Annotated in this window: 30 protein-coding genes and 1 pseudogene; 10 read left to right on the plus strand and 21 right to left on the minus strand. The window is 35.9% G+C overall.

Annotated elements, in window-relative coordinates:
* Positions 1-44: 44 nt before the first annotated feature.
* Positions 45-386 (minus strand): annotated as a pseudogene (locus FD36_RS06665) (winged helix-turn-helix transcriptional regulator).
* A 106-nt stretch (positions 387-492) separates the two neighbouring features.
* Positions 493-1,464 (minus strand): GMP reductase, encoded by a 972-nt coding sequence (locus tag FD36_RS03965; protein WP_056958154.1) that lies wholly within the window; start codon positions 1,462-1,464, stop codon positions 493-495.
* A gap of 194 nt (positions 1,465-1,658) precedes the next feature.
* Between FD36_RS03965 and FD36_RS03970 the strand changes: the two genes are divergently transcribed.
* Complete coding sequence (locus FD36_RS03970; RefSeq protein ID WP_056958155.1) at positions 1,659-2,069, plus strand: hypothetical protein; 411 nt, start codon at positions 1,659-1,661, stop codon at positions 2,067-2,069.
* A 22-nt stretch (positions 2,070-2,091) separates the two neighbouring features.
* On the opposite strand, the gene FD36_RS03975 is transcribed toward FD36_RS03970, so the two are convergent.
* On the minus strand, positions 2,092-3,408 hold the full coding sequence (locus FD36_RS03975) for an APC family permease (RefSeq protein WP_056958158.1): 1,317 nt from the start codon (positions 3,406-3,408) through the stop codon (positions 2,092-2,094).
* Between the two features lie 389 nt (positions 3,409-3,797).
* Here FD36_RS03975 and FD36_RS03980 point away from each other — a divergent pair, with 389 nt between their 5' ends.
* Complete coding sequence (locus FD36_RS03980) at positions 3,798-4,943, plus strand: glycerate kinase family protein (protein ID WP_056958159.1); 1,146 nt, start codon at positions 3,798-3,800, stop codon at positions 4,941-4,943.
* 9 nt (positions 4,944-4,952) lie between these two features.
* On the opposite strand, the gene FD36_RS03985 is transcribed toward FD36_RS03980, so the two are convergent.
* Together FD36_RS03985 and FD36_RS03990 are read right to left on the minus strand one after the other, a co-directional pair.
* Positions 4,953-5,516 (minus strand): LOG family protein, encoded by a 564-nt coding sequence (locus tag FD36_RS03985; RefSeq protein WP_056958161.1) that lies wholly within the window; start codon positions 5,514-5,516, stop codon positions 4,953-4,955.
* Between the two features lie 62 nt (positions 5,517-5,578).
* Complete coding sequence (locus FD36_RS03990) at positions 5,579-5,947, minus strand: PaaI family thioesterase (protein ID WP_056958163.1); 369 nt, start codon at positions 5,945-5,947, stop codon at positions 5,579-5,581.
* Positions 5,948-6,029: 82 nt separating this feature from the next.
* On the opposite strand from FD36_RS03990, the gene menB reads away from it, so the two are divergent.
* From menB to FD36_RS07055, 3 genes are all read left to right on the plus strand, one after another.
* On the plus strand, positions 6,030-6,851 hold the full coding sequence (gene menB / locus FD36_RS03995) for a 1,4-dihydroxy-2-naphthoyl-CoA synthase (RefSeq protein ID WP_056958165.1): 822 nt from the start codon (positions 6,030-6,032) through the stop codon (positions 6,849-6,851).
* 14 nt (positions 6,852-6,865) lie between these two features.
* Positions 6,866-8,293 carry an o-succinylbenzoate--CoA ligase gene (locus FD36_RS04000; protein ID WP_056958167.1) on the plus strand — a complete coding sequence of 476 codons (1,428 nt, stop codon included), beginning with the start codon at positions 6,866-6,868 and terminating at the stop codon, positions 8,291-8,293.
* A 259-nt stretch (positions 8,294-8,552) separates the two neighbouring features.
* On the plus strand, positions 8,553-9,062 hold the full coding sequence (locus FD36_RS07055; protein ID WP_056958169.1) for an MFS transporter: 510 nt from the start codon (positions 8,553-8,555) through the stop codon (positions 9,060-9,062).
* A 44-nt stretch (positions 9,063-9,106) separates the two neighbouring features.
* Here the strand turns inward: FD36_RS07055 and citG are convergent, their stop codons facing one another.
* From citG to FD36_RS04045, 8 genes are all read right to left on the minus strand, one after another.
* Positions 9,107-9,967: a triphosphoribosyl-dephospho-CoA synthase CitG gene (gene citG / locus FD36_RS04010; protein WP_056958172.1), complete on the minus strand. Its 861-nt coding sequence runs from the start codon at positions 9,965-9,967 to the stop codon at positions 9,107-9,109.
* Positions 9,960-10,484 (minus strand): citrate lyase holo-[acyl-carrier protein] synthase, encoded by a 525-nt coding sequence (gene citX, locus FD36_RS04015; protein WP_041817977.1) that lies wholly within the window; start codon positions 10,482-10,484, stop codon positions 9,960-9,962. Before citX ends, citG begins: the two co-directional genes overlap by 8 nt.
* A gap of 60 nt (positions 10,485-10,544) precedes the next feature.
* On the minus strand, positions 10,545-12,083 hold the full coding sequence (citF, locus tag FD36_RS04020; RefSeq protein WP_056958174.1) for a citrate lyase subunit alpha: 1,539 nt from the start codon (positions 12,081-12,083) through the stop codon (positions 10,545-10,547).
* On the minus strand, positions 12,073-12,987 hold the full coding sequence (citE, locus tag FD36_RS04025) for a citrate (pro-3S)-lyase subunit beta (RefSeq protein ID WP_014082510.1): 915 nt from the start codon (positions 12,985-12,987) through the stop codon (positions 12,073-12,075). The genes citF and citE overlap by 11 nt, the downstream gene beginning before the upstream one ends.
* 1 nt (position 12,988) lies before the next feature.
* Positions 12,989-13,282: a citrate lyase acyl carrier protein gene (gene citD, locus FD36_RS04030; RefSeq protein WP_014082511.1), complete on the minus strand. Its 294-nt coding sequence runs from the start codon at positions 13,280-13,282 to the stop codon at positions 12,989-12,991.
* A complete protein-coding gene (gene citC / locus FD36_RS04035) occupies positions 13,272-14,330 on the minus strand; it encodes a [citrate (pro-3S)-lyase] ligase (RefSeq protein ID WP_041817980.1) in 1,059 nt (352 codons plus the stop codon). Before citC ends, citD begins: the two co-directional genes overlap by 11 nt.
* 29 nt (positions 14,331-14,359) lie before the next feature.
* A complete protein-coding gene (locus FD36_RS04040; protein ID WP_056958176.1) occupies positions 14,360-15,502 on the minus strand; it encodes an NAD(P)-dependent malic enzyme in 1,143 nt (380 codons plus the stop codon).
* Between the two features lie 62 nt (positions 15,503-15,564).
* On the minus strand, positions 15,565-16,848 hold the full coding sequence (locus FD36_RS04045; RefSeq protein WP_056958179.1) for a 2-hydroxycarboxylate transporter family protein: 1,284 nt from the start codon (positions 16,846-16,848) through the stop codon (positions 15,565-15,567).
* A 186-nt stretch (positions 16,849-17,034) separates the two neighbouring features.
* Here FD36_RS04045 and FD36_RS04050 point away from each other — a divergent pair, with 186 nt between their 5' ends.
* Entirely contained in the window at positions 17,035-17,976 is a 942-nt protein-coding gene (locus FD36_RS04050) for an L-lactate dehydrogenase (protein WP_056958180.1), read from the plus strand.
* 49 nt (positions 17,977-18,025) lie between these two features.
* On the opposite strand, the gene FD36_RS04055 is transcribed toward FD36_RS04050, so the two are convergent.
* The 5 genes from FD36_RS04055 to FD36_RS04070 all read right to left on the minus strand — a co-directional run bounded on the left by FD36_RS04055 (position 18,026) and on the right by FD36_RS04070 (position 20,733).
* Positions 18,026-18,775 carry a type I phosphomannose isomerase catalytic subunit gene (locus FD36_RS04055; RefSeq protein ID WP_082610603.1) on the minus strand — a complete coding sequence of 250 codons (750 nt, stop codon included), beginning with the start codon at positions 18,773-18,775 and terminating at the stop codon, positions 18,026-18,028.
* Between the two features lie 6 nt (positions 18,776-18,781).
* A complete protein-coding gene (locus FD36_RS06670) occupies positions 18,782-18,937 on the minus strand; it encodes a hypothetical protein (RefSeq protein ID WP_153198648.1) in 156 nt (51 codons plus the stop codon).
* A 130-nt stretch (positions 18,938-19,067) separates the two neighbouring features.
* Positions 19,068-19,859 carry an alpha/beta fold hydrolase gene (locus tag FD36_RS04060; protein WP_056958183.1) on the minus strand — a complete coding sequence of 264 codons (792 nt, stop codon included), beginning with the start codon at positions 19,857-19,859 and terminating at the stop codon, positions 19,068-19,070.
* Positions 19,860-19,863: 4 nt separating this feature from the next.
* Positions 19,864-20,211 carry a hypothetical protein gene (locus FD36_RS04065; protein ID WP_056958185.1) on the minus strand — a complete coding sequence of 116 codons (348 nt, stop codon included), beginning with the start codon at positions 20,209-20,211 and terminating at the stop codon, positions 19,864-19,866.
* A 21-nt stretch (positions 20,212-20,232) separates the two neighbouring features.
* Positions 20,233-20,733: a MarR family winged helix-turn-helix transcriptional regulator gene (locus FD36_RS04070; RefSeq protein WP_056958188.1), complete on the minus strand. Its 501-nt coding sequence runs from the start codon at positions 20,731-20,733 to the stop codon at positions 20,233-20,235.
* 126 nt (positions 20,734-20,859) lie between these two features.
* On the opposite strand from FD36_RS04070, the gene FD36_RS06900 reads away from it, so the two are divergent.
* Genes FD36_RS06900 through FD36_RS04085 form a run of 3 tightly spaced genes read left to right on the plus strand, consistent with a single transcriptional unit; the run spans position 20,860 to position 22,225 of the window.
* Positions 20,860-21,180 (plus strand): ATP-binding cassette domain-containing protein, encoded by a 321-nt coding sequence (locus tag FD36_RS06900; protein WP_056958190.1) that lies wholly within the window; start codon positions 20,860-20,862, stop codon positions 21,178-21,180.
* On the plus strand, positions 21,155-21,448 hold the full coding sequence (locus tag FD36_RS06905; protein ID WP_056958192.1) for a DUF4162 domain-containing protein: 294 nt from the start codon (positions 21,155-21,157) through the stop codon (positions 21,446-21,448). The genes FD36_RS06900 and FD36_RS06905 overlap by 26 nt, the downstream gene beginning before the upstream one ends.
* An 18-nt stretch (positions 21,449-21,466) precedes the next feature.
* Positions 21,467-22,225: an ABC transporter permease gene (locus FD36_RS04085; RefSeq protein ID WP_056958194.1), complete on the plus strand. Its 759-nt coding sequence runs from the start codon at positions 21,467-21,469 to the stop codon at positions 22,223-22,225.
* Here the strand turns inward: FD36_RS04085 and guaD are convergent, their stop codons facing one another.
* The 3 genes from guaD to FD36_RS04100 form a co-directional block, all read right to left on the minus strand.
* On the minus strand, positions 22,226-23,557 hold the full coding sequence (guaD, locus tag FD36_RS04090) for a guanine deaminase (protein ID WP_056958196.1): 1,332 nt from the start codon (positions 23,555-23,557) through the stop codon (positions 22,226-22,228).
* A gap of 62 nt (positions 23,558-23,619) precedes the next feature.
* The gene (locus FD36_RS04095; protein WP_056958198.1) at positions 23,620-24,960 is read right to left on the minus strand and encodes a uracil-xanthine permease family protein; all 1,341 of its coding nucleotides are present in this window, start codon (positions 24,958-24,960) and stop codon (positions 23,620-23,622) included.
* A 163-nt stretch (positions 24,961-25,123) separates the two neighbouring features.
* Positions 25,124-25,768 carry a hypothetical protein gene (locus tag FD36_RS04100; RefSeq protein WP_056958200.1) on the minus strand — a complete coding sequence of 215 codons (645 nt, stop codon included), beginning with the start codon at positions 25,766-25,768 and terminating at the stop codon, positions 25,124-25,126.
* 204 nt (positions 25,769-25,972) lie between these two features.
* Between FD36_RS04100 and FD36_RS04105 the strand changes: the two genes are divergently transcribed.
* Positions 25,973-26,233 (plus strand): hypothetical protein, encoded by a 261-nt coding sequence (locus tag FD36_RS04105; RefSeq protein ID WP_056958201.1) that lies wholly within the window; start codon positions 25,973-25,975, stop codon positions 26,231-26,233.
* The last annotated feature ends 69 nt before the right edge of the window (positions 26,234-26,302 follow it).

A 26,302-nucleotide genomic window follows, 5' to 3' on the forward strand; every position in this document is an offset into this window, starting at 1 on the left:
TTTATTGACATAGGAGCAATTTTTGTTACTAAGAAACATCAAGTTCACTTGGCATTTCTTTCATTATATGAAATACCCCATTTTTCCATCTCATTTATTACAGGTTCCAATGATTTACCCAACTCGCTTACTTGATACTCGGTTTTTGGAGGAACAACTGGATATATTTTTTTAGTTATAATCCCATCATTTTCCAATTCCTTCAACTGCAAGGAAAGCATTCTGTTTTAACAATTACTCATCTTTTTCAATAAATCATTGTATCTTAGAACTTTATTTTTAAATAAATGATATAAAATAACACTTTTCCACTTTCCTGAAATTATTTGAAACGTACTTTCAACGGGACAACCAGCTTCGCAATTATATAAATGTCTATTATTCATTTAAACACCTTCGTTTGTTTTATCTTCAATTCTACTATACTTTTGTTCGTATAGAAAAAGGACCTACCCTGACTCAACATCAGAGTAAATCCTTAAATTATTTTATTTAATCACCATTATAAATGGAGTTTTTGACAATTACATAATCAACGGTCTTCAAAGCAGAAAGATCACGCCCACCAGCATAAGAAACTGATGATTGAAGGTCTTCTTTCATTTCTTGAAGAGTATCGTAAATACTTCCTTTAGAAGTTACGAGCAACTTTTTACCTTCCACATTGTGGTAAGCACCTTTTTGGTATTCTGAAGCAGAACCAAAGTATTCTTTGAACACTTTTCCGTCTTTCTCAACTTTTTTACCAGGTGATTCAAGGTGTCCGGCAAACATTGAGCCAATCATAACCATTGAAGCACCGAAACGAATTGATTTTGCAATATCACCGTCAGTTCTAACTCCACCATCAGCAATAATTGGTTTCCGTGCACCTTTTGAACAAGCGTTGATGGCTGCTAATTGCCAACCACCAGTTCCAAAACCAGTTTTGATTTTAGTGATACATGCTTTCCCGGGTCCAATTCCAACTTTAGTGGCATCGGCACCAGCATCTTCTAAGGCACGAACAGCTTCAGGAGTTCCAACATTTCCCGCAATCAAGAAGATTGAAGGAGCTTTTTCTTTAATGTACTTAATCATTTTAATCACTGAATCTGAGTAACCATGAGCAATATCAATCGTTACGTATTCAGGAAAATCACCTGATTCGACTAATTCATCAATGAAGTCGTATTCGCCAGGTTTTACCCCAATACTAATGGAAGCAAATTGACCATGATCATGCATAGAACGAATGAAATCATGCCGCTTTTCTGGTTGGAAACGGTGCATAACGTAGAAGTAGCCGTTCTTTGCCAATGAAAGGGCTAATTCTTCATTAATTACGGTTTGCATATTAGCTGGGACCACTGGTAATTTAAAAGTCCGGTCGCCAAATTTCATTTCTGTGTTACATTCACTACGCGAGTTAACCACACATTTGTTAGGAATTAATTGGATATCTTCGTAATCAAAAACTTTCATGCTTTATTCTCCAGTCATAACGAACTTTTTCAGTTTCAATTATTAATATTATTCGCATTACTTTTATTATGTTATCCGAAAAATGGCAACAAATCAAGAATGTTATAATATAGTTCGTAAATATTAAAGGGTGAATTTGCATCAATTACTCAATATGTTAAAATTCAAACAAACAGAGTACTAGGAGTTCAACCATGAAGCCAAAATTTACTACGATAATGCTTTACCTAGTGATTATTTTTAATCTAGTTTTACTAACTGGAATTTTCAAACCAAAACATCATCAAAAAGTCAGCGCTAGTATGAATGAACGCTCTCAAATGACGATTGACGTGCAAAATCAACATCATTACAAAACTAATAAACACGGAAAGTTTGTCATCCATACTTCATTGGTAATTGGCAATCAAATTCATTTCCAAGCAACCAATCCTGAAGCTCAACTCAAGGTAGCTAAATCAATAAGTGATTACAAAACGACCGTTGTTTTACCCAAACAGCAAAACACAGATGTCACCATTTATTCGTCAGGTAAGGAACTAACTAATTCACATCCCATTACAATTAATGTAAAAAATAAACAAAAGGTAAAAAATGCTCCCTAATTAATTTCTAGGGAACATTTTTTTATATCTTAAATTTTTTGTGTAAATAATAAACTGGAATTCCTAACAACGTAATGGCTAATCCTACAATTGCTAAACCAGTTTGATTAATCAAGGTTGTTACAACAATGAATAACCCCCCGATAATCGCAACAATTGGCACTACAGGATACCACAATACTTTGTAAGGACGTTCTAAGTCTGGTTCGCGTTTTCTCAAAATAAACAATGATAAGAATAGGAGACAATTAAAAATCCACATTACGAAAACTAACATATCAGTTAGAATGTCAAAACTTCCGAGAATAATCATAATAATGGCGATTACTAAAATAAATAGACTCGCTACATATGGTGCTGCTGCTTGATTTAATTGCTTAAATTGCTTACTGAACAGTAACAAATCATCTTTCGCTAAGGCATATGGAATTCGAGCTCCTGTCATGGTGTAGCCATTAATGGTTCCAAAAACTGAGACCAAAATTCCAATCGTAACTAATTTCCCACCAAACTCACCAAACAACTTTCCAGCCACTTGTGAGGCAGTATTGGTATTACCCGCAATTGCATCAATTGGCATATTTTTCAAAAAGATCCAGTTGACCAATACATAAATAATCATAATAAAAGTTAAACCAACTACTACTGCTTTAGGGATATCCTTTTTAGGACTCTTCATTTCACCAGCAATATCACCAATGTTAATCCAACCTTCATAAGCAAACATTGTGGCAAGTAACCCACCTGAAAAGGCCGTTAAAAGATTAGCATGATTACTGGGAGCGACTGGGATAAATGTTACATCAACATGCCCTGGCATGCATAAACCAACCACTACGATTAAGAAAATAGGTATTAATTTAAAAATTAGAGTTATTGATTGCACCGTTCCTCCCACTTTTGACCCAAACGTATTCAAAAGAGTAATAATTCCAACCACGGCAATCGCAATCGGAATTGCAAGTCCCATGCTAAGATGAAGTAAAACAATCACTTGGGTAGCAAAAATAATTGCTAAGGCAGCCATATTAGCTGGAACGTAAATTAACATTTCTGCCCAACCAAGCAGAAAACCACTCAATGGTCCATAAGTATGGCGCATGTATTGAACACTTCCGCCAGTTTCTGGAATCGCTGCCCCTAGTTCAGCAACAGTTAAACCACCACAGATGGTTAAAATTCCAGCAACAATCCAAGCCAATAAAGTCAAACTAACTGAGTGGGTGGCACCCACGACACTAGCCGTTTTAAAGAATACTCCGCCACCAATTACCGTTCCCATTACCATCGCTAAGGCGGTAAACGGTCCTACACTTCGTTTCAATTTTTGTTCTGTCATTTTAAAACGCTCCTTTTTAACAAATAAGTAATAAAAAAACCTAGTTAGAGTGAACTAACTAGGCTTAAGATTCATTTAGATATTCGTAGCAACATCCGAGAATATTAATGATGACCTAGTTAGAAACTCGTGTATCTAACCAGGCAACTCAAACTAACCTTGCTTAGATACGACTTGCAAAGCAAAGCTAGAGGATGAGTTCAATTGGATCATCATTTTAAAATTCATGAGAATGTTCCTTTCTGCTTTTTATATACATGATTAAACCATTTATTTAATGACCCGTCAATCTTTATTTTTTGCTAAGTTCTTTAATTGACATCAAGGTAAAACGACTCACAATAAAGGTAGAAAAGCTTAATCTAACAATCAGTAAAGGAGAAATAAGAATGACTTTAACTTTTACACTAGCTCCGGATTCATTTAAAGAAAGTATGACGGCTAAACAAGTTTGTGATGCAATGGAACTTGGAATTAAACACATTCTGCCAGATGCTAAAGTTCAAAAAGTCCCTATGGCAGACGGTGGCGAAGGAACGGTTGATGCTTTAATCGCCGCAACGAATGGCCACAAAGAGTTTGTGACAGTGAATGGCCCGCTTCCTGGTCAAAAAGTAAAAAGTTATTTTGGAATTTTAGGTGATGGAAAAACAGCAGTCATTGAAATGGCAAAAGCCAGTGGACTTGAATTAGTTCCGCCAGAAAAACGAGACCCTTTTATTACCACTACTTTTGGAACAGGTGAATTGATTTTAGCAGCCTTAAATCATGGCGTTAAAAAAATTATCATTGGAATTGGTGGAAGTGCTACCGTTGATGGCGGAATTGGAATGGCTGCCGCTTTAGGCGTTAAATTCTATGATGTTAATCAGCAAATTGTTACGCCAAATGGTGCTGGTCTGAACCAAATTAATTCGATTTCCCTTAAAGATTTAGATCAAAGAATTAAACAAACGGAATTTGTAGTGGCTAGTGATGTCACTAATCCTTTAATTGGCAAAAATGGAGCAGCAACAGTTTTTGGACCACAAAAAGGTGCTCTTCATACTGGGGTAAAACAATTAGAAAGTGGCTTAACTAATTATGCCAATGTCGTGAAACAAACTTTAAACATTGACGTCAAAAATATTCCTGGAAGTGGAGCCGCAGGTGGCTTAGGAGCTGGATTAATCATTTTCACCAATGCTACTTTAAAACCAGGAATTGAAATTGTAATTGATGCAGTTGATTTGAAAAATAAAATCAAAGATGCTGACATCGTCCTAACTGGTGAAGGTGGGATTGACTTTCAAACTAAATTTGGAAAAACTCCCTTTGGTGTTGCTCAAGTTGCTAAATCATTTCAAAAACCAGTCATTGTGGAAGCTGGTTATCTAGGAGAAGGAATTGATCAACTTTATCATTGTGGGATTACCGCTATTTTTGGTATTTTAGGCCAAACTGGCGAACTAAAAACGGCATTAAAAAATGGTCCCGCAAATATTACGAGAACCACGGAAAACATTGTGAGAACTTTAAAAATTCAGCTTAAGTAAAAAATAAAATTAATACTCCCGAATTTTAGGTGGAACATATCCATCAATAAATTGTCCAATTTTAGTCAGTGATTCAGAGAAGAGTAACTTTTCTCGATCAGCTTTAGTTAAAAATCCCTTGGCTGTCATTTCATCGTACATTTTTTCTAGAGGACGATAATAATCAGCTACATTATATAAAACACAAGGATTATTATTATCACCAATGCGTGCCCACGAAAAGGCTTCAGAAATTTCTTCTAATGTTCCTGGACCACCAGGAAGTGCGATACAGGCGTCGGAAAGCTCAATCATCCGTCGTTTACGAATTGACATATTTTCAACGACTTCCAAATTGGTCGCACTTTCTAGGGCAGTGCCACGCTCCGCTAATTCCTGAGGTAATACTCCGTAAACTGTTCCACCATTTTGTAAAACAGTTTTCGCTAGTACGCCCATTAATCCAAATTTACCGCCTCCATAAACTAAGGCGTAGTCATTTTTCACTAACCACTTTGCTAATTTAATCGTGGCATTTTCATAAATTGCTTCGTTACCCATGGCTGCACCACAATACACGGCAATTGCTTTCATTGTAAATCCTCCTTAATTAATTACATAATCAACCACATCTCGTTATAATAGATAGTGCACGGTTAATTAACCTGTTGATTAAAAAGATTAATCGTTGATTCACTAATTTGTTGATCATGATGGAAAATTTTTACTCGCCAAGTTTGAATTTGATGCCCAACTTTAATTGGTTGGGCAATTGCTTGAATTTGTCCGAGTTTCATCGATCTGAGATGGGTGGTTTGAACATCCAAGCCAACTGCAACTTGTTTGCTAGTGTCCAGATTTTGGTTGGCACCCATACTGGCAGCTGTTTCAGCCAAGACACAACTAACTCCTCCGTGCATTACGCCATAGGGTTGTTGGTGTTCTGGTTTAATTTCCATCGTTAAAACAACTTCGGTTGGGGTTAATAATTCCGTCTGAATGTTAAACAAATCGATTAAGTTCACGGGTTAATCCTTTCAGCTAATCAGCTTTTTAATTCATCTTATACAAATAATTTTACAACAAAACAATTTGGAGGTCTTCTTTATGGTTAGCAAATGGGAAACAATTGAAAATGATTACCAAGATATTTTATTCGAACGAACAGGTAAAATTGCTAAGATTACCATTAATCGTCCTGAGGTACGTAACGCTTTCACACCGCTAACAGTTGAAGAAATGATTGATGCGTTTGCTCGTTGTCGTGATGATTCAACCATTGGAGCAATTATTTTAACTGGACAAGGTGATCTCGCCTTCTGTTCTGGTGGAGACCAAGGAGTTCGAGGAAACGGTGGTTACGTTGGTAAAGATCGAATTCCTCGTTTGAATGTCCTTGATTTACAACACTTAATTCGCATCATTCCTAAACCTGTGATTGCCATGGTTCGAGGCTGGTCAGTTGGTGGTGGAAACGTGTTGCAATTGGTTTGTGACCTAACCATTTCTGCTGATAATGGTAAATTTGCTCAATCAGGTCCTAAAGTCGGTAGTTTTGACGGCGGTTATGGCTCTGGTTTATTGGCCGATACGATTGGGATGAAACGGGCTAAAGAAGTCTGGTTCATGTGTAAAACTTATACGGCCCAAGAAGCTTACGATATGGGTTGGATTAACAAAGTCGTTCCCCTTGCTGATGTTGAAACTGAAACTCTAGCTTGGTGTGACACAATGTTGAAACGCTCACCCATGTCACTTCGTTTAATCAAAGCTTCTATGAATGCGGCTACCGATGGCTTAGCTGGAATTCAACAACTTGCTGGTGACTCAACGTTACTCTACTATACTAGTGACGAAGCCAAAGAGGGTCGTGATGCTTTCATGGAAAAACGGGATCCTGATTTTGATAAGTTCCCTAAATTCCCTTAAAGAAGGTTTGCAAGATGGATAATTGGCTAAAAAAGAGAGCATCATTAACACCAAAACGCATGGCCCTTTCCTATCATGAGCAAAATTGGACATTTGCTGAATTACAACAGGCTGTTTTAGAGACTTGTACTCATTTAGTCGGTCAAAAAGTACAAACCGCAAAGCGAATCGCCGTCTTGGGTAACAATACTCCCCAACTTTATTTCACCATTTTGGCCTTACAACAATTAGGGATTGAAATGGTCTTGATTAATAAGAATTTGGCATTACCTGAAATTGAATATCAACTTCACGATGCCAATGTTGATTTATTAATCTATGAAGATGAATTTCAAAGTAAGTTGCAACCATTGAAATCAATGACGCTAATTTCGTTAAATGATTTACACGATTCGATTAGTGCGGATGCCTCTTCTTTCATTAAAGATAAATTTAATTTAGATCAAGTTACTAGTATTATGTATACTTCTGGAACGACTGGCAATCCCAAAGGTGTAATGCAAACTTTTCGTAATCATTGGTCAAGTGCCATTGGAGCTGATTTAAATTTGCCAGTGACTGCTAAAGACACGTGGATATGTGCCGTTCCACTTTTTCACATTAGTGGCTTTTCAATTATGATGCGCAGTTTAATTTATGGAATGAACGTTCGTTTATATGAACATTTTAATCCTGAATTAATCAATCAAGACTTGCTAAATGGTAAGGGAACGATTATTTCAGTTGTTCCATATATGTTAAAAAAACTACTCAGTCTGAAAGATAGTGATTACAGTGAAAAATTTTCCTATATGTTACTAGGCGGTGGTGCAATTGATCGTAAAACTTTGGAAATCTGTAAGGATTCTAACATCAATGTCATTCAATCATATGGAATGACCGAAACTGCTTCGCAAGTTGTCGCCCTTAACCTTGCTGATGCCATCCGAAAACTTGGCTCGGTTGGTAAACCGCTTTTTCCTGTTAGTCTAAAAATTAAAGGTGCTACTAAACCAAATCAAATTGGCGAAATTTTATTGAAAGCTGATAATATAACTCCTGGGTATTTAAATCATTCAGTACCGATTACTAACAACGGTTGGTTTGCGACTGGTGACTTAGGTTATCTTGATGCAGATGGATTTCTCTATCTTAAAAGTCGTTTATCTGAATTAATTATCTCGGGAGGAGAAAATATCTATCCCCTAGAAATTGAAAATGTTATTAACCAATTTCCTAACATCATTGAATCAGCTGTAGTTGGCAAAGCAGACTCAACTTGGGATGCAGTTCCGGTTGCCTTCATTGTCACCGATTCCATGATTAATTTAAAAAAATTAACTGCTTATTTAACCAGTAATCTAGCGAAATACAAGGTTCCAAAAAAATTCATTGTAGTCGATAAACTACCTAAAACACATAACGGAAAGTTGCAGCGTAAAAAATTACAATCACAAATTTAATTTTAGGTGAAATAAAAAACTTAGAAAAACAGCCGATTATGATTTAATCATACTCGGCTGTTTTTTGTTACGTAATATGTGTCACATTACGTGAGAATAGCTAATATGTTATTCCCTAGGGAACATTTACATCTTACTATAAAATTTTTCACTTGTGAATAAATTCATTTTTAAAAAGGGCTGTAGTTGCTGCTGTAAGCGCTTACAATGAAGCCATTAAGAAGTTACTTATAATTTTCTTACGAACGAAGGAATCATCATGAAAAAATTTCATTTAAGTATTGCGTTTATTTTCATCTTTGGTGCTTTAGGTGGATTGCTATTCGGGTTTGATACTGGGATTATCTCCGGTGACTCACCTTTAATCGAAAGCAACTTCCATCTTGGAACTGAACAAACTGGATTCATCACTTCATCCGTTTTAATTGGTTCAGCAATCGGTGCCCTATCAATTGGGTTCGCCATTTCATGGGGTCCAATTGCTTGGTTATTAATTGGTGAAATCTTTCCACTATCTGTTCGTAGAATTGAAACTGCCCTTGGATCAGCAACTAACTGGTTTGCAAACTTCATTGTTTCACAATTCTTCCTTACTATCCTAGCTTTATTCCATAACAATGTTGGTGGACCATTCGCCATCTTCGCAGTGTTCTTATTCTTATCATGGTTCTTCGCGGCAAAATTTGTTCCAAAAACTCGGAACAAATCACTTGAATCAATTGAAGAAACATTAGTTAAAAATTACAACAATAAAAAAGATAATAAATAAACACAAAAAACGATTGAATAAAATTCAATCGTTTTTTTGTTGGACTATTTTATTAATTTCTCCAAAAAAATTGTCAGAATCAGTAAATCAGCGGATCCACCTAAACTTAAATTGTGAGTCGCGCATTTATCGCAGAGTTTTTCTAACCGGTCTTTATCTAAACGACCAGTCTCTTGATAATTAGTCACAATTTGTTGCGCATCCGTTTGTACCTGCGTTACCAAATCAGAATTATGCGCCCGTTTAATCAAATTACTATCATAATTATGCGCAATAATTGCCAACAACGCGATTAAATTTCGCTCATTTTGCGGTAATTGAGCTGATTCATAAATTGGTAAGCCGTACTCAATGACTAAGGGAAACCCGGCTTCGGTTTCTCCCCGAATTCCGGTTAAACCTAATTGTTGAAATTGCTTTTGGCCTGCAGTTAACAGACCAGTTGAGGCTTTTTCTAAATCATTTTTCACTAATCCTGTAGTCATTTGTTTTTCAATGTTAATTAAATCAGACACAGTATTAATTTTTTTTTGATTAGCGTAACCTAATGCCGTTACCATAATTCCTAAGATAAAGACGATTCCTTTATGTGTATTAACGCCATTGGTAGCCGCAAACATAGTCTTTTCTGCTGTGACTCCAATCGGACGTAATTGCCGAAATAATTCGGTTAAATCAGATTCTTGAAATTGATTACCCAAGTTCCAACAGGCTTTGAAATAAGGCATCATCGTCACCGAACTATTGATAAACGTATAGACATTCATATCAGTGTGCCCAGCATTACTAATGGGATCAACTAACCCTGGTTTCGGCCATGTCACCACTTCATATAACATTGCTTCCACTGCTAGATTAGTTGCTGTTTCGGCATTAGTGGCTAAGATCTTATCATTTTTAATCATCGATTTCCTCAGCATAAATTTCAGAGATTTTATTTTGGAGTTCTGCAACCGAATGTTTTCGACTTCGTGCACATTCTTTCGCGTTTTCGTTGCAAATCAAACATTTTCGGGTCTGCATTCCTAATTCAACTCGAGAATAATGGCCATGTTGTTTGTTTAAAACATCAATATCAAATAAGCGACCATAATTAAGCTGATCTTCAAATTCAATCGCTTGTTTTTTTGCTGACTCGGCATTCATCGTATTCACTAACAATAATTCTGGACCGGCATCCGAATTCAAAGCGACTTTCTTGATTGGTTGGAAGACTGGAACAAACTTAGTGGATCCTGTTTCAAATAAACTTTGTAAAGCAGCATTATTTTTAATGGGGCCGGGAATGTTTAATTTAATCGTGATAATTGTATCATTGGGATAGGTTTCCATTAATCGATTTTGTAATGCATTACGGTGATCTTTATTTTGCAGCACATCAGTAATTGATTGAGGCTTTCCTTCATTAAAAATTGTTTTCATAATACTCCATTCAAAAAGGATCCATCCGAACCTAATCAGATGAATCCTTTTTACTTTAAATTAATCTTTAACTTCTTTGATTGAATCAATAATACTACCATCACGGTATTCAACTAATCCAACTGTTTTGTCAGTGTAGTTAAGTGGTTCTTCTTGACCAACGATTTTTTGTGCTTTTTCAGCAAGTTCATCAATCGTGTAAAGGTTAATTCCAGGAATATCTGAAAGCTGTTCTTGAAGATCTTTACGGTTAGGGTTTACGGCAACACCGTAATCAGTAACTAAGACGTCAATTGAACTACCAGGAGTAACTGCTGTATCAACACTCTTAACGATTGAAGGAATTCTTCCACGAGTTAATGGGGCACAAATGATAGTCATTTTAGCCATGGCAGCATCTTGGTGTCCACCAACGGCTCCACGAATCACACCATCTGAACCAGTTAAAACGTTAACATTAAAGTTCGTGTCGATTTCAAGCGCACTTAAGATTGATACGTCAAGTTGATCAACCATGGCACCCTTGTTATCTGGATCAGCATACCAAGAAGCATCAATTTCTTGTTGGTTTTTGTTTTCTTTCATTGAGTTGGCAGCTGCCTTGTCAAAGTCTTGAACATCCATCAACTTACCAATTAAACCTTCTTCAAGTAAATCAACCATTGGTTTAGTAATTCCACCTAAACCAAATGAAGCCTTGATATTTTGGTCAATCATAGCGTTTCTCAAGTATCTAGTAACGGCTAAAGCTGCACCACCAGAACCAGTTTGGAATGAGAATCCGTCTTTGAAGTAACTTGAGTTAGTAATTACATCACTAACCATGTTAGCAATCTTCAAGTTCTTAGGGTCTTTAGTAAATCTAGTAGCACCTGATCCGATTTTATCTGGATCACCAACTTTATCAACTTCAACCACATAATCAACTTGGGTTTGTTTGATAGAAGCAGGAGCATTTGGATAGTCAACCAAGTTATCAGTTAATAAGACAACTTTGTCAGCATAAGCAGCATCCATTAAGGCGTAACCTAATGAACCAAAGGCTTCTTCCCCATACATACCGTTTGCGTTACCACAACGGTCAGCGTTAGGTACTCCTAAAAAGGCCACGTCAATTTTGATGTCACCATTTTCAATAGCACGAGCACGACCACCATGAGATCTGAAGATTACAGGAGTTTCAAGGGCACCGTGAGAAACGACATCCCCTAATTCACCACGCATACCTGAAGTAGTAATATTAGTAACCGTTCCATTTTTGATAGCTTTTATAGCAACATCATTCATGGCACCGGTTAAAGAAGAAGGAGCAAGGGTTAAGTTTTTAATTCCTTGTTTCATGATTTCTTCCATCACAGTATTGAAAATAAAGTCACCATTTCTAAAGTGGTGATGGAAAGAAATTGTCATTCCATCTTTTACGTTGTCTTTCACAATTTTAGCAAGGTCATTAGTTACTTTACCATCACCGTCTGAAACGCGGACTTTAGGAGCAGTTCTTTGAATAATTGGATGACCAATTTCAGTAGTTTCAAATGGTTTGTAGTCATATTTCTTCATTAAATCATCTGGTAAAATTCTTTCAAGTTTATTTTCCAATGTAGTGGCCTCCCTTATCTACTAATCCTGATGCTTTGGCAAGCTTCATAACTCTTTCAGCACGCAATGCAACTGGACGATCGACCATTTGACCACCCATTGCAATAACTCCTGAACCAGCAAGTCTTGCATTTTCGATTGCAGTAATTACATTCTTAGCGTTTTCAATTTGTGCCTTAGTTGGTGCAAAGACTTTATTGATAACTGGAATTTGGCGAGGGTTAATAACTGATTTACCATCGTAACCAAGTTCGTGAATGTATTCAGTTTCGTTGATAAGACCTTGAGTATTGTCAACATCAGTGTAAACAGTATCGAAGGCTGCAATTCCAGCAGCACGCGCAGCATTGATAATCATGTTACGAGCAAATTCAAGTTCTTTACCATCAGGGTAACGGTGAGTTTGTAGATCAGTGGTGTAATCTTCGGCTGATAAAGCAACCCCAATCATTCGATCAGAAGCTTTAGCAATTTCAGGAACGTTTAAGACCCCTTCAGCACTTTCAATGGCAGCCATTAAATGAGTTTGACCAACTGGGATACCGAATTGTTTTTCAGCAGCAATCACAAGGTCTTCCATTTCTTTAACCATGCCAGCATTTTCAGTCTTAGGAATTCTAATTACGTCAATTCCAGCTTTAACCATGGCTTTAACATCAGCTTCAAAGAAGTCAGTGTCAAGACCGTTAGTTCTAACAACTAATTCGGCATCGCCATAATCAACTGTAGTTAAGGCTTCGTAAACTAAGTTTCTGGCTGAATCTTTTTCGGCTAAAGAAACAGAGTCTTCCAAGTCAAACATAATTGAGTCAGCACCGTAAATTCCGGCATCTTTTAACATTCCAGCATTATTACCAGGAACAAACATCATTGTTCTACGTAAACGATCTTTTTTAAATGTCATATTATAAGACCTCCCAATCTGGTTCTTCACTAGTACCAAGTGAACGTTGAATTGCAGTGATGGTTCTAGCCTTAATTACACAATCAAGGGCACCTTGGTCAACTGCTTTAATGTTGATGTTTTCAATTCCAAATTTGTTAACAATTTCTTCAATTGTTTTAACAATATTCTTACCAAATCTTTCCTTTACATCAGATGTAAGGTCAATTTTAATGCCGTCGTTACCTTTACTTACTGTAACTTGAATATCTGATGATTCAAGTGTTCCAGCAATTGCTGTTTTTTTAATTTCCACTGATCTTCATTCCTTTCTTAATCCTATCCTGCAATACTTGCTTGTTTTTAATAATAAAATCATAAGTTGTTGGCGGAACCAATGCTTTGATTTTAGCAATTTCATCGTTAGCGATTGCTAAACGAACCGTCCGAGCAGAAACTATTTCACCATTATTATCATCACATAATCGTGGAATAACATTTACCTGAACATCGGGAGGCAAAATTTCTTCAAGTACTTCGTTATAAATCTTGGTCGTTCTTGACTCCGGTTCAGTTCCCAAATATCTGGTTGAAATTGATAATTGCTTAGCAATCCATTGCTTAAATACTAACGCATCAATGGTAGTTTGATAAACAATTTTGTCGTTTTCATAACTTAAAAAGTAAGCAGGAAAAGTTGCATAACTCACTAAATAATCTCCACCAGGAACAACTACGACATTATCTAAGTCTTTGGTTCCAGCTTTAATCATTTCCGTGCGTTCTTTGGTCGTAAATAATGACTTATCAGTACTTACTACAAAAACGTAAACGTGGTCACTGTTTTTAGCAGCTTGTTCAATCAAATAACGATGTCCATTAGTAAATGGGTTCGCATTCATGACAATCGCACCAATTTTTTCGGTGTCTTTAAACTTCGGTAAGTCTGCCAAATAACTGGTAATGCTTTGATCCCCAGTTTCCAAAAAGGCAGCATCATCACTTTTAACAATTAAAGAAAAGCCAACTTGTTCAAAACTCTTACAATACTTGGGTTTGGTAAACACCAGCACGTGGAAAATATCTTTTTGTGCTAAAATGTTGAGCAATTCTGAAATGACACGGTTAAATAACGCTCCGTTGTTACTACTTTTATTACAAACCGCAATGTACTTTAAAATATTACCTGCGTATGAACCAGTTGCAATTAATTGATTATTTTCAAATAATCCAATCGTTCCATCTAAAGGATCAGTTTCAACTGAACTAAAATTACCAATTCCGAGTGATTTTAAAAAAGCACTCCATTGTTCAAATTGATCTGGATCTTTTAAGTTGAGGTTTCTCAGTTCTAAATTATTCATTAATCACTACATTCCCATCAAAAGATACTTTAATGATTAGCACTGTAATCTTCAATTGACTTAGTAACAGTTGGTACAACCTTTTTATCAAAGACTCCTGGAACAATTTCATCAGGAGTTGGGTTTGGAATCAAGTCTGCTAAAGCACGAGCAACTACTTCTTCAATTTGATAAGTAACCTTCTTGATACCTGTTTCTAGTAATCCTTTAAATAATCCTGGGAAAGCTAAAATATTATTAACTTGGTTAGGGTATTTACCTGAACCAGTAGCTACGACAGCAGCACCTGCTTCTTTGGCAACCTTAGGATCAATTTCAGGAACTGGATTAGCAAGGGCAAAAATAATTGGATCTTTAGCCATGCGTTTAACTTGGTCAGCAGACAAAACGTTGGCAACTGACAATCCGATAAAGACATCTTGACCGTCAATTACGTCGTCTAAAGTATTTCCTTCTGTACCAATTGATTCTTTAGCAAGGTCAACTTGATATTTATTGTAGTTACTACTATCAGGTTTAACAACACCGTCAATATCAACTAAAGTAAGGTGCTTAATCCCTACTTTATTTAAGAGACGAGCAGTTGCAACTCCAGAAGCACCAACTCCGTTAATCAACACTTTTAAATCAGTCAACTTTTTGTTAACCACTTTAGCAGCATTAATTAATCCGGCAAGTACGACAATTGCAGTTCCTTCTTGGTCATCATGATAAACAGGAATATCTAATTCCTTGCTCAATGCTTCTTCTAATTCAAAACATTTAGGTGCGGCAATATCTTCAAGATGAATTCCGGCAAACGACAATGAAATTGCTTTAAGATTTTCTTTCATTGTGTTGGCATCACTAGGATTAATGGCAATTGGTAAAGCATCAACACCAGCTAAATCCTTGTATAGCAAGGCTTTTGCTTCAATAACTGGTAATCCTGCAGCAGGTCCAATGTTACCTAGTCCCAAAATAGCAGTTCCATCAGAAACAACCCCAACTAATTTACCACTCATTGTGTACTTATCTTTCAAAGTAGGGTCTTTTTCAATTACTTTAGAGATTTTGGCAACACCTGGAGTGTAAGCTTCACCCAATTCTTTTTTGTTTGAAACATCAAAATCAGATTCGATACCTAAAACTCCAGTATGTTTTGCATGTATCTTAAAAATTTCTTCATCCATTCAGTAATGACCTCCCTTTTTAGTATCCATTTTTATTATAAACTGCTTTGTTACTAATTTAATTATCCAAATAAGGAAACGAAAATCCCGGCCATTACTAACATAATTGCTCCACCGAGTCGGTTACCCATTTGAGCAAAACCGATTAAGTTCATCCGGTCACAGGCTGCTAAAACAGAAATGTTTCCGGCACCACCCATTGAGTTGTTGATCATACCAGCAGTAATTGCTGATTCGACTGGGTAAAGTCCAAATAATTTTCCAAGAAGAGCAGCTGCAATGGAAATTGAAATTAAACTTGTTAATACTAGAAGAACAAATTGCCAGGTTAATGAGTGAGTTAAAATAACTAAATCTAATTTAGTCAAACCAACCCCAGCCAATAGGGCATGTGTTAAGTTCTTAGTGATTGAACTACTAAATGTAACTGCTGATTCTTCATAGTATTTAGGTAGCCAACCAGTTGCTTTAACGATAATTACCAATAAAATCAAGAAAGCATATTCATTAATCTTAGGGAAAAGTCCGTTAAGCATAATTGCAATCATGAAAAATGAAAGAGCAAAAACTAATCCAACTCCCATTTTTTGGAAATCAATTTTAGGATTAATTCGAACTTTTTTATCAGTATCGCCAGGTAGCATAACGCCGTGACCATTAAACTTACTGTGTTCTGCTAATTTAGATAGAAGACCAGCGCCAACAATGGCAAAGATATTTCCTAAAATAACAGCAGGTAGTAAGTTTGATAAATAGTCAGCAGCAGTTCCACCCATAGCATTGTGATAAATTTGAGATAGCGGAATCGCACCTGCACCAATCCCTCCACCCATGACTGGGAAGGCAACGTTTAAAGCACCATATCTAAAACCTTTTCCAATTAATTGAGACATTCCAATTGTAACGAAGAAGGCAATAGCCATTGATAAAAAGGCCACTGGTAAAAATCTAATTGATGCCTTCAAAAGTACATTTCGATCCATTCCTAAAATGGCACCGACAATCAATGAAACAATGAAGAAGTCAATAAAATCAGTCTTTGTGACAAATGTATCAACTGTAACAACGACTGATTTAGGGACGATTCCCGTCAAAGCTAAGATTGCGCAACTGAATAATACAAAAACTGCACCACCACCTAAATAACTTTTAAAAATAGGAAGGTGTGAACCTAAGTAATATAAAACGTTTCCTAAAATAATCATTGCAAACAATGCACCCATCATATTCTTAGGTAGCAAGTTAAAGTTTAGAACTAATAAAAAGATTATTGCAGAAAGTGCATAAGCAATTAAACCCATTCCATCAATCTTAATACTTTCAAGTTTATTTACTATATTTTTCATAGCGGTATCCTCCAAATTTGTGAATAATTAAATAATTAGCCACCTAATTATATGTGTTATTAATCACAATGTAAGCAGTTCTATTCATAGATTACCACTAAATTTTACTTAACATTATTGTGTGAAACATATCGTGTAATTAACAAATAGTGATATTATTAAACTATTACTGAGGAGAAATTTGCAATGACCAAAAAACATAAAAAAGTTGTTTTAATTGGAAATGGGGCCGTTGGTTCTGCCTATGCATTTGCAATGGTTCAGCAAGGATTAGCTGAAGAATTTGTAATTGTAACTAGACATAAAGAACGAGCAGTTGGAGATGCACTTGATTTAGAAGATGCTACTCCCTTTACTTCTCCAACTAAAATATACGCTGGAGAATATTCTGATTGTAAAGATGCCGATTTGGTTGTCATTACAGCCGGTGCCCCTCAAAAGCCAGGTGAAACTCGCTTAGATTTAGTTAATAAAAACCTTAGAATTTTAGCAACCATCGTTAAACCAATTGTTGCTTCTGGTTTTACTGGGATTTTCTTAGTTGCATCTAATCCCGTTGATATCCTAGCATACGCTACTCAAAAATTATCAGGGTTCCCCAAATCTCGAGTAATTGGTTCTGGAACTTCTCTTGATACTGGTCGTTTCCAAGTCGCTATTGCCGATAAATTTAATTTAGCTCCCGAAAGTGTCCATGCTTATGTTTTAGGTGAACATGGAGATTCAGAATTCGCTGACTTAGACGAAGCTACAATCGGAAATGTTCCATTATTAGATTACGCTGCTAAACGTGGTGTATCTAAGGAAGATTTATTAGAATTAGAAGATAAAACTCGCAATAAAGCATACTCAATCATTAACAAAAAAGGTGCAACCTTTTATGGAGTTGCTTCTGCTTTAATGAGAATTTCACGCGCTATTTTACGTAATGAAAATGCTGTTTTAGCAATTGGTGCTCCTATTGAAGGCCAATATGGACTAGATGATTTATATCTAGGGACTCCCGCTGTCATTAACGCTCAAGGAATTGCTTCAGTTGTTGAAATTCCACTTAGTCAAAACGGAATTAACCAAATGCAAGCATCCGCTAAAGAAATTAAAGAAATCATCAAAGATAGTATCGAATAATTTAAACCAAGTAAAAAACTCGCACATCGAATTCGATGTGCGAGTTTTTTTATTCGTTAGCCTGAATGATAGTTAAGTTTCCTTTGAACCAATAATTTTTAATTGGTGTAGGCATGATAAAAGTCATTCCCGTTTCAATTTGGTATTCTTGATTATCACACACTAGTGTTCCTGAGCCTTCAGTTACCACATTAATTGAATAATGCTGGTGGATGATTTGCGTTTTCCCAACCACTTTAATTCTACTAATTTGAAAATATGGAGAACGTAAGATACTAGTGATGGCTGGATTATCGAAATCAACGACTGGCTGAGTAAGTTTTTCGTCAGGAATATGATTAGGAAAATTAGTAACTGCAATTGCCTTATCAATTTGAATAGGACGCTGTTTACCAGTTACAGGGTCGATTCTTGCAAAATCATAAAAACGTAACGTATTATCAGAACTTTGTTCAATTTCTAAAGCAACAATTCCAGCACCTAAAGCATGTAATGTCCCAGCTGGCACATAAATTAAGTCACCTGGTTTTACTTTAATCGTAGTTAACAGACTCCCCAATTGATGGTTTTTAATATCTTTTTGCATTTCAGCTGCTGATTGCGCTTGATGACCATAGTAAGCCACTGAATCAGGCTTGGCAGCTAAAATATACCAACATTCTGTTTTCCCATTTGGCTCCGCAAAAAACTTACGGGCATTTTCATCATTTGGATGAACTTGAATAGAAAGACTTTGTTGTGCATCCAGCATTTTAACCAATAAGGGAAATGATTGATCTGGACGGTGATTATCAAACAATTGTGGTTAATCATTCCAAACTTGTTTTAAAGTTTGTCCTTGATAAGGGCCATTAACAATTTGAGATAAATCATCGCCATATGCTGATGCCAACCAGGCTTCTCCGGTATTATCGGATGGAATGGCTAGATTGAATTTTTTTAGATTCGTGCCACCCCACATTTTTTGATGAAAAATTAGTTTTAAAAAAGTGGTGCAATTTTAGTTTGTTTATTCATAGTTATGCCTCTTTAGATTAAATTATTTTCTAATCAAGCACAGCATAACATGTAATCGCTTTCATTGTTTCTTTTTAGCCTATTTTTTGTAACCACTGTAACATTTCTTCATTAAATACAGCTGATTGTTCGACCATCACCAGATGACCTGCGTTTTCAACTGAAGTGGCTGTAACCTGACTTGATAAAGTTTCGCATAAGTTAGCAAATTTTGGATTGAAGTAAGGAGAATCAGCCCCACTGACAATTAAGAGGGGACAGTCCAAATGCACAATCACACTCCGCCAGTCTTGGGTGGCATGATCAATTAAAAACGGAAAGTTTAATTCTGCATCATACGGAAAATCAGCTTTTAATTGTTGAATTTGCTTAAAGATTTGATCATCAATATTGCAATGAGTGGCTTTGCCAAAGGGTTGTGCTAACTCAAAGTGGAAATCATCCCACGTAATGTCTTTAAACCCATATTGCCACGTTTCGTCATTAATCATTTTTGGACTTTGGTCAACATCAATAATCCCACGTAATTGGGATGAGCCAAATAAGGAAACATAGGCAAAAATCGTCGAGGCTCCCATTGAATTTCCCATTAAAATGGGGTCAGTAATTTCCAATTTTTGTTGTAACTCATATAAATCCATCGCATGCCGAGAAATTCGTAGTCCTTGATTGGTATGTTCTGACTTTCCTTGGTTACGGGCATCAATGTTAATTACCCGATAATGATTTTCCACTAAAGCAGCAATCGTTTTTTTCCAGTATTCTTTGTAGGCTCCGATACCTGAAAGAATCATGACTACCGGATCAGATTTTGCCCCAAAATCATCATAATCTAATTCAATTTGATCTGAAGTATAAAATTTCATTTGTCTATCCTTTAAAGTATGCTTTGATAACTGGTTTCATTTGCTTAAATAATTTCGCTTGATTAGTCGCAATTTTTCCATTCCTATTAATTTGGATCCACCCCTGTGAATCAGCACTAGCTAGTTTAATGTAATTAATTTCAGGATTCTTTTCCCGCAAATAATCAAGTGTATATTCACTATCTAAAACTTTATCAATCTTAGTGTTTAAACTAACGCTTTCTGCATGATTAAACAAACCCACATGTATGACATGGACGTGACAACGATCAACTAATAAATAGGCCAAATCCAAAAGAACTTGATTGTTAAAAATTTCTTTGCGTTTTAACTTGAAATAAGTAGCACTCATAGTGATGCTCCTTTCATTTAATTACTGATCATCATAATTTTTCCGTTTCAACTGACTAAAACGAATTCTCGTTCCAATATTTTTAATTCCATCTAATTGAAGATGATTTTGAATTCCACTATTTAACTTATCCAAAAGCTTACCCAATTGGCGTTGTTCTTCGTCATTTAAATAGTCTATATATTCGGGAATATAAAATAAGCTCTTTTTAGCTTCTTTACGTCCCTTTTCAGTTAACTCAATTAATTGTACTCGACCATCCGTTGGTGATTTAGTCTTGGTTAAATAGCCCTTTTTTTGCAGCTTAGTTACAAATTCATTCGTGGCTTGCACGCTAATGCCTAACCGCAGCGACAATTCCTTTTGCGAAATGTTATCACCCTCACTCAACGCAATTAAAATCTTATTTTGTCCTTTAAAGACCGGTGAATGTCGTTCTGCTTGTTCATTGGCAATATCTTGTAAAGCTGAAAACTCATATAATTTAGCTGCTAATCGGTGTTTTTCAAGCATTTCATCCATAGTCTCACTCCTCAATGATTTTCAATAGTTCAATTATACCAATCAAAATAAGATTCAAGCAGTAAAACAAATTTAACAATTTAATCAATGACCCTTAACATAATTAAAAAACAGAAAGGAAAACTTATGTCAGAAAAATATGCTGTTCAAGTTAACCATTTAAGTAAAACTTTTAACCAAAAGAAAGTCGTCGATGATATCTCATTTAACATTAAGCCAGGAGAAATCTTCGCCTTATTAGGACCAAACGGAGCGGGGAAAACAACCACGCTCAGAATGATGACCACCCTTTTAAAGCCAACTAGTGGATCAATTACCATCATGGGTTATGATACACAAAAAGAACCCCAAAAGGTCCGTTCCTTATTTGGGTTAACTTCCCAAGATGCCTCAATTGATAAAGATTTATCGGCTCGTGAAAATGGTCGGATACGGAACCCCAAATGAACTTAAAGCAAAAGTGGGAAATGAAAAATTAAACCTTAAGTTTGAAGATGAAAATCAAGCAGAAAAAGCCGTACAAAGCATTCAATCTGATTTAAAAGAAAAAGTACAACAAAATGGAAACTCAGTCGTCATTCCAATTAGTGACATCAATGAAGTTCCCATCATTCTTCATCAACTTACCCAAGCTAATCTCAAAATCAGTGATCTTAACGTTAAACAACCTTCAATGGATGATGTGTTCTTCGCTATGACTGTTGGAAAAGACTAATTAAAAAGGAGAAAAAATATGAAGAATCTAATTTCAAATACTGTAACGATTGCTTATCGCAATCTCTTAAAAACCTTACACAATCCCGATGAATTACTAGATGTCATCGTGCAACCAGTCCTCTTTATGTTGATGTTTGGTTATCTTTTCGGGGGTGCCATTGCGGGAAACGTGCATAATTATCTCCCAATTATTGTCCCCGGAATTTTAATGCAAGCTTTACTTTCTGCCGCATCAGGTTCTGGTACCCAAATCAGTGAAGACATGCATACCGGGATTTATAACCGATTTAAATCGTTGCCAATTTCAAACCTTGCACCGCTAGCTGGTCAATTAGTGGCTGATATCTTACGACTTGTCGTAGCAGCAATTGCCTCTTTAGCAACTGGATATCTCATGGGATGGCGTCCAGCTGCCGGTTTTGGCTGGGTAGTCATCGTCGTTTTGTTAGACGTTTTTCTTGGTTGGACAATCAGCTGGATCTTTGCTTTTTACGGTCTCATCGCTAAAAGCACGACCATGGTCGAAAGTATCTCTTTAATGACGATGCTAATTTTAATCTTTTTATCAAATGCCTTTGTACCAGTCAAAACTTTGCCTAATTTTATGAAAGTTATCGTACATTTAAACCCGGTAACTTACGTGATTAGTGCATCACGGACCATGCTAAATCAAGGAATTTGGTCAAACGAAGCCTGGATTATTTTTGGAGCTGGTGTTCTTATCATTGCAATTTTTGCTCCCCTAACAGTTTTGGTTTATAACCACAAAAGTTAATTATTTGGCTTGCAAACCTTCCACGTAAACAGTTTTAATATCATTTTGCGTAGTCGCGTACATTAGATTTTCAAAAATATCATCAGAAGTAGCTGGTTGGAATGGTTTAGGTTGATTTTCGACAATTTGTAAGTCAGCTAAATAACCAGGTTTAAGCTCACCAGTTGGTAGATTAATGGCTTTTGCTCCTCCAACCGTTGCAAGGTAAAAAGCTGTTTTAGCTGTAATGCGACTATCTGGAACCCCACGTTTTTGTGCATCAATTCTAGTATCGACTCCACTTTGCAATTGTTGTGAAGATAAAATTGACTGTTTCACATTATCGTACATGCTAGGTGAAAAGCCACCTGAAATATCTGTTCCTAAACCAAGATTAACATGATGATTTAAAATCCTTTTGACAGGTAAAATTCCATCACCAAAATACACATTTGAAATTGAACAATGTGAAACTGTAACCCCATTTGTTTCAAATAAGTTTAAATCAGAATCATTCAACAACGTTCCGTGGGCCATAATACTGCGATTATTCATTAAACCACATTCATCTAAAACAGTTGCGTCACGTTTTCCATATTTTTCCAGCGCATAACCATTTTCCCAGTTACTTTCACTACAGTGAGATTGAATGGGTAAATCATATTGATTAGCTAAATTAGCTAGTCCGCGTAAGGATTCCAGACTACAACTAGGTAGAAATCTAGGAGTAATTACTGGAGTTTGTTTAATCATATTCGTTTGATTTTGTTGTTGTAATTCATCAATAAAACGTTTGGTTTTAGCAATACTGTCAGCGGCGGATTTGTCAAGATAATATTCTGGATTCATATCAGGATCATCCATTACAACTTGTCCAATCAATCCCCGTTGCCGATTTTTATTACACATTTTCGCTAAAACTAGGTTTGATTCTGGATAAATGGTTCCAAAGTAGACCGCGGTGGTTGTCCCAAAATCTACTAAATTTTTCGTTAAATTATCATAAACTTTTTCTGAAAATGACAAATCTTGATACTTAGCTTCTAACGGAAAGGTGTATTCGTTAAGCCATTCATTTAGTGGCTTATCTAAAGCTAATCCTGCATTAGGCCATTGGGAAGCATGAATATGGGTATCAATAAATCCTGGTAAAAAATATTGATTTTCGGATAATTCAACTAATTTATTTTGAGACTTTGCTAGTTGTAAAAGTGATGCATAATCATCATCATGTTGATTGATAATTTTTTCAATTTTTCCTTGATCATTAACTACAATTAAAACCTGATTTAAAAATTCAATTTCTGTTTTGCTGGCTGAAGTATATCCCGATCCCTTAATTGCTAATCTCATTAGATAAACCTTTCTATAAAAATAGCACAATGCTTTTCGGCATTGTGCTATTTAATTTTAATTTATTTTTCTTCTTCTTGTAATCGTTTAGGCATAATTTGATTTAAAATCACACAAGCAATGGCTGCAACAGCAACTGGTGATTCAAGAACATATTGAATCATTTGAGGAGCCGCTTTAACTGTTGATGCTGGAATCAAAATCATAGCCATGGTAAGAATAATTGGCATTCCCACAACATATAGATCACGTTCAGTAGTGCGAATTCCTTTGATAACTTTCAATCCGTTTAACATGATTGTGGCACAGATAATCGCAAATACTCCACCAATTACAGGAGCAGGAATTGCTGATAAGAAAGCAGAAACTTTACCTAAGAATCCAAGGGCAATGAACCAAATTCCGGCACTAATGAAAACTTTTTTACTGGCAATTCCAGTAATTGAAATAACACCGGCATTAGTTGAATAACTAGTAACTGGGGTACTTCCAAGTAAAGCAGAAATAATACAACTAATTCCTTCACCAATGATTCCACGATTCCATTGTTTAGGAGTAATTTTTTCATCAGTAACGGCACTCATAGCGAACCAAGTACCAGTTGTTTCAGCCGTAATAACTGCGTAAATAACAATGAAAGTTAAAATGGCAGAGAAGTTAAATTGCATTCCATAATGGAAAACGTTAAAACTTGGGAAAGTGAACCATTTTGCTTGAGAAACAACTTTCCAATCAAAGAGTCCCATCATAGTTGCAGTAATTGTTCCAGCTGCAAGAGCTAAAATAATTGAGCCAACTTTAAAGAAATGTTTAGCTTTGGGGAAATAAAGACCCAAGAAAACTGCGAATAGAAGAACAACCCCTGTTACAGAAGCCAAAATAATGTTTTGGTTAATGTGACCAGGTGCCTTGAAGATATTATCATTTAAGGCTGCTGGCATTAAGGAAAGCCCCACACTTGTGATAATGGTTCCCCCAACAATGGAAGGAACTAGCACATTAATTACTTTTTGGAAAATTCCTGTCATTCCAAGTAAGACCATTAATAAGGCTCCGACTACTAATGATCCGATAACGGTGGCCATTCCACCTTTAGCACCACCACTAGCAAGGTAAACACCTACAATTGCACCAATTGGAACAAATGATGGCCCAGCAGAAATTGGCATTTTCATGAAGAATTTAGTTTGAAGAATCGTGCCAATTCCGGCAGCTATGAAAGTTGCTTGAATCAAACTCATTTTTTCAGCGACACCCATTGCCAATAATCCGGCAATAATTACAGGTGGCACATAAACATCCATTGCTAAAACGTGTTGTAAACCTAGTAGTATAGACTGTCCTGTTGGAACTTTATCATTTGGGCCATAAATTAATGAACTTTCACTATCTGTTTTCGCCATTGATCATTCCCCTTTTTAGTTAACGATTTTCAATAAGCCTATAATAACATTCGTATTTAATTTTGTAAACAAGCATTTTTAATATTAAATTTGAATATGTTTCGACTTTAAACGAATGATTGTAAAAAAAGAACCCTAAGAAGGGTTTTCTTAATTTATTAATTTAATTAATTGCAGCGACGTCTTTGTTTACCACTTGCATATTTCCATTAGCATCTGGTTGAGATTGGTAAATCGTTACTGATTTACCATCTTGAACGATAGTATACTGGTTTGAACCACTTGTAACAGTGTATGATCCAGGTTCATTTGAAGTCACATTTCCAGCTGGAATATTCATGTTAGAAATCATTTGTTTAGCTGCACCAGCACTTAACACAGTTGATGCTCCTGAAATGTTAGCTTTTTGGTTAACTCCATTACTAGTTGCTCTAGTTGAACTACTGTTATTAGCATTAGCTGCTTGAGTTGAAGCAAAATTATTACTTGTAGAACTTTGATTAGTGCTTGAATTGGTATCACTATTATTTGCATTAGTTTGATCAGCAGCTGAAGTGGTTGTAGTTGCTGAAGCTTGTTTATCTTTATCGGTTTTTTTCTTTTTAGAACTAGAATTGAGATCATTTGAACCGTCGTATGCTTTAGAATCTTTAGCAGTCTTGTTCAAATCACTTTTATTATTAGTAACCTGGTTGGCATTTATCTTGTAGACACCAAAACTGATACCTCCAATTAAAATCACGACCACTGCGATTGCAGCAATAATAATATTTCTTCTTGCATTATTTTTTAAATGTCTACTTGTCATTCTTAAGTCACCTTTCTTAACGACTGTTATTAGTTCATTGTGGTACTTATATCATGATAAATCAAGTCTAATTTAATCAATTTTATAATTAAAAATAGTCGTTAATTAAAATATATTCCGTATCTCATCAACTCCTATGATACTATAGTAGAATAACCGAAGATAGTACCAATAATTCTCCCAAAATGAATAGGATAAATACTTATGATTATCTTTTTACATGCTTTAGTTGGAATGGTTGCTTTTATCGGAGCCGGTGCTTTAGGAACTAGTTTTTCTGGTCAAATCAACCAACTTTCAACCCTTCAAAAATGGTCATTAATTACCACAGTAACCACCATTGGTTTAACTGCTGTGTTAGGACTTTACTCTGTTGCTGGAATTCCCGGTGCAGCATTATCATTGGTTCTTTTGGTAGCTTTTGAATACGTTTGTTTATTCAAAAGTGCTAAGGAAGATGCTTAATAAAATAAGATAGAGAAATTAAAAACCGTTAAATTGGATAATCCAATTTGAGGGGCCTCAATAAAGTTA

The sequence above is a fragment of the Fructilactobacillus sanfranciscensis DSM 20451 genome (assembly GCF_001436035.1).
Lineage (GTDB): Bacteria > Bacillota > Bacilli > Lactobacillales > Lactobacillaceae > Fructilactobacillus > Fructilactobacillus sanfranciscensis.

Excerpts from the sequence above, each read along its gene's own strand:
- FD36_RS03970 (WP_056958155.1), top strand. The coding sequence starts at position 1,659 with ATGAAGCCAAAATTTACTACGATAATGCTTTACCTAGTGATTATTTTT.
- FD36_RS04105 (WP_056958201.1), top strand. The coding sequence starts at position 25,973 with ATGATTATCTTTTTACATGCTTTAGTTGGAATGGTTGCTTTTATCGGA.
- citE (WP_014082510.1), bottom strand. The coding sequence starts at position 12,987 with ATGACATTTAAAAAAGATCGTTTACGTAGAACAATGATGTTTGTTCCT.
- FD36_RS04045 (WP_056958179.1), bottom strand. The coding sequence starts at position 16,848 with ATGAAAAATATAGTAAATAAACTTGAAAGTATTAAGATTGATGGAATG.
- FD36_RS04085 (WP_056958194.1), top strand. The coding sequence starts at position 21,467 with ATGAAGAATCTAATTTCAAATACTGTAACGATTGCTTATCGCAATCTC.
- FD36_RS04040 (WP_056958176.1), bottom strand. The coding sequence starts at position 15,502 with ATGGATGAAGAAATTTTTAAGATACATGCAAAACATACTGGAGTTTTA.
- FD36_RS04060 (WP_056958183.1), bottom strand. The coding sequence starts at position 19,859 with ATGAAATTTTATACTTCAGATCAAATTGAATTAGATTATGATGATTTT.
- FD36_RS03985 (WP_056958161.1), bottom strand. The coding sequence starts at position 5,516 with ATGAAAGCAATTGCCGTGTATTGTGGTGCAGCCATGGGTAACGAAGCA.
- guaD (WP_056958196.1), bottom strand. The coding sequence starts at position 23,557 with ATGAGATTAGCAATTAAGGGATCGGGATATACTTCAGCCAGCAAAACA.
- FD36_RS06670 (WP_153198648.1), bottom strand. The coding sequence starts at position 18,937 with ATGTGGGGTGGCACGAATCTAAAAAAATTCAATCTAGCCATTCCATCC.
- FD36_RS04095 (WP_056958198.1), bottom strand. The coding sequence starts at position 24,960 with ATGGCGAAAACAGATAGTGAAAGTTCATTAATTTATGGCCCAAATGAT.
- FD36_RS06900 (WP_056958190.1), top strand. The coding sequence starts at position 20,860 with ATGTCAGAAAAATATGCTGTTCAAGTTAACCATTTAAGTAAAACTTTT.
- FD36_RS04070 (WP_056958188.1), bottom strand. The coding sequence starts at position 20,733 with ATGGATGAAATGCTTGAAAAACACCGATTAGCAGCTAAATTATATGAG.
- citC (WP_041817980.1), bottom strand. The coding sequence starts at position 14,330 with ATGAATAATTTAGAACTGAGAAACCTCAACTTAAAAGATCCAGATCAA.
- FD36_RS03965 (WP_056958154.1), bottom strand. The coding sequence starts at position 1,464 with ATGAAAGTTTTTGATTACGAAGATATCCAATTAATTCCTAACAAATGT.
- FD36_RS04000 (WP_056958167.1), top strand. The coding sequence starts at position 6,866 with ATGGATAATTGGCTAAAAAAGAGAGCATCATTAACACCAAAACGCATG.
- citG (WP_056958172.1), bottom strand. The coding sequence starts at position 9,967 with ATGATTAAAAATGATAAGATCTTAGCCACTAATGCCGAAACAGCAACT.
- FD36_RS03980 (WP_056958159.1), top strand. The coding sequence starts at position 3,798 with ATGACTTTAACTTTTACACTAGCTCCGGATTCATTTAAAGAAAGTATG.
- menB (WP_056958165.1), top strand. The coding sequence starts at position 6,030 with ATGGTTAGCAAATGGGAAACAATTGAAAATGATTACCAAGATATTTTA.
- FD36_RS06905 (WP_056958192.1), top strand. The coding sequence starts at position 21,155 with ATGGTCGGATACGGAACCCCAAATGAACTTAAAGCAAAAGTGGGAAAT.
- FD36_RS04065 (WP_056958185.1), bottom strand. The coding sequence starts at position 20,211 with ATGAGTGCTACTTATTTCAAGTTAAAACGCAAAGAAATTTTTAACAAT.
- citX (WP_041817977.1), bottom strand. The coding sequence starts at position 10,484 with ATGAAAACAATTTTTAATGAAGGAAAGCCTCAATCAATTACTGATGTG.
- FD36_RS04100 (WP_056958200.1), bottom strand. The coding sequence starts at position 25,768 with ATGACAAGTAGACATTTAAAAAATAATGCAAGAAGAAATATTATTATT.
- FD36_RS03975 (WP_056958158.1), bottom strand. The coding sequence starts at position 3,408 with ATGACAGAACAAAAATTGAAACGAAGTGTAGGACCGTTTACCGCCTTA.
- FD36_RS07055 (WP_056958169.1), top strand. The coding sequence starts at position 8,553 with ATGAAAAAATTTCATTTAAGTATTGCGTTTATTTTCATCTTTGGTGCT.
- FD36_RS04050 (WP_056958180.1), top strand. The coding sequence starts at position 17,035 with ATGACCAAAAAACATAAAAAAGTTGTTTTAATTGGAAATGGGGCCGTT.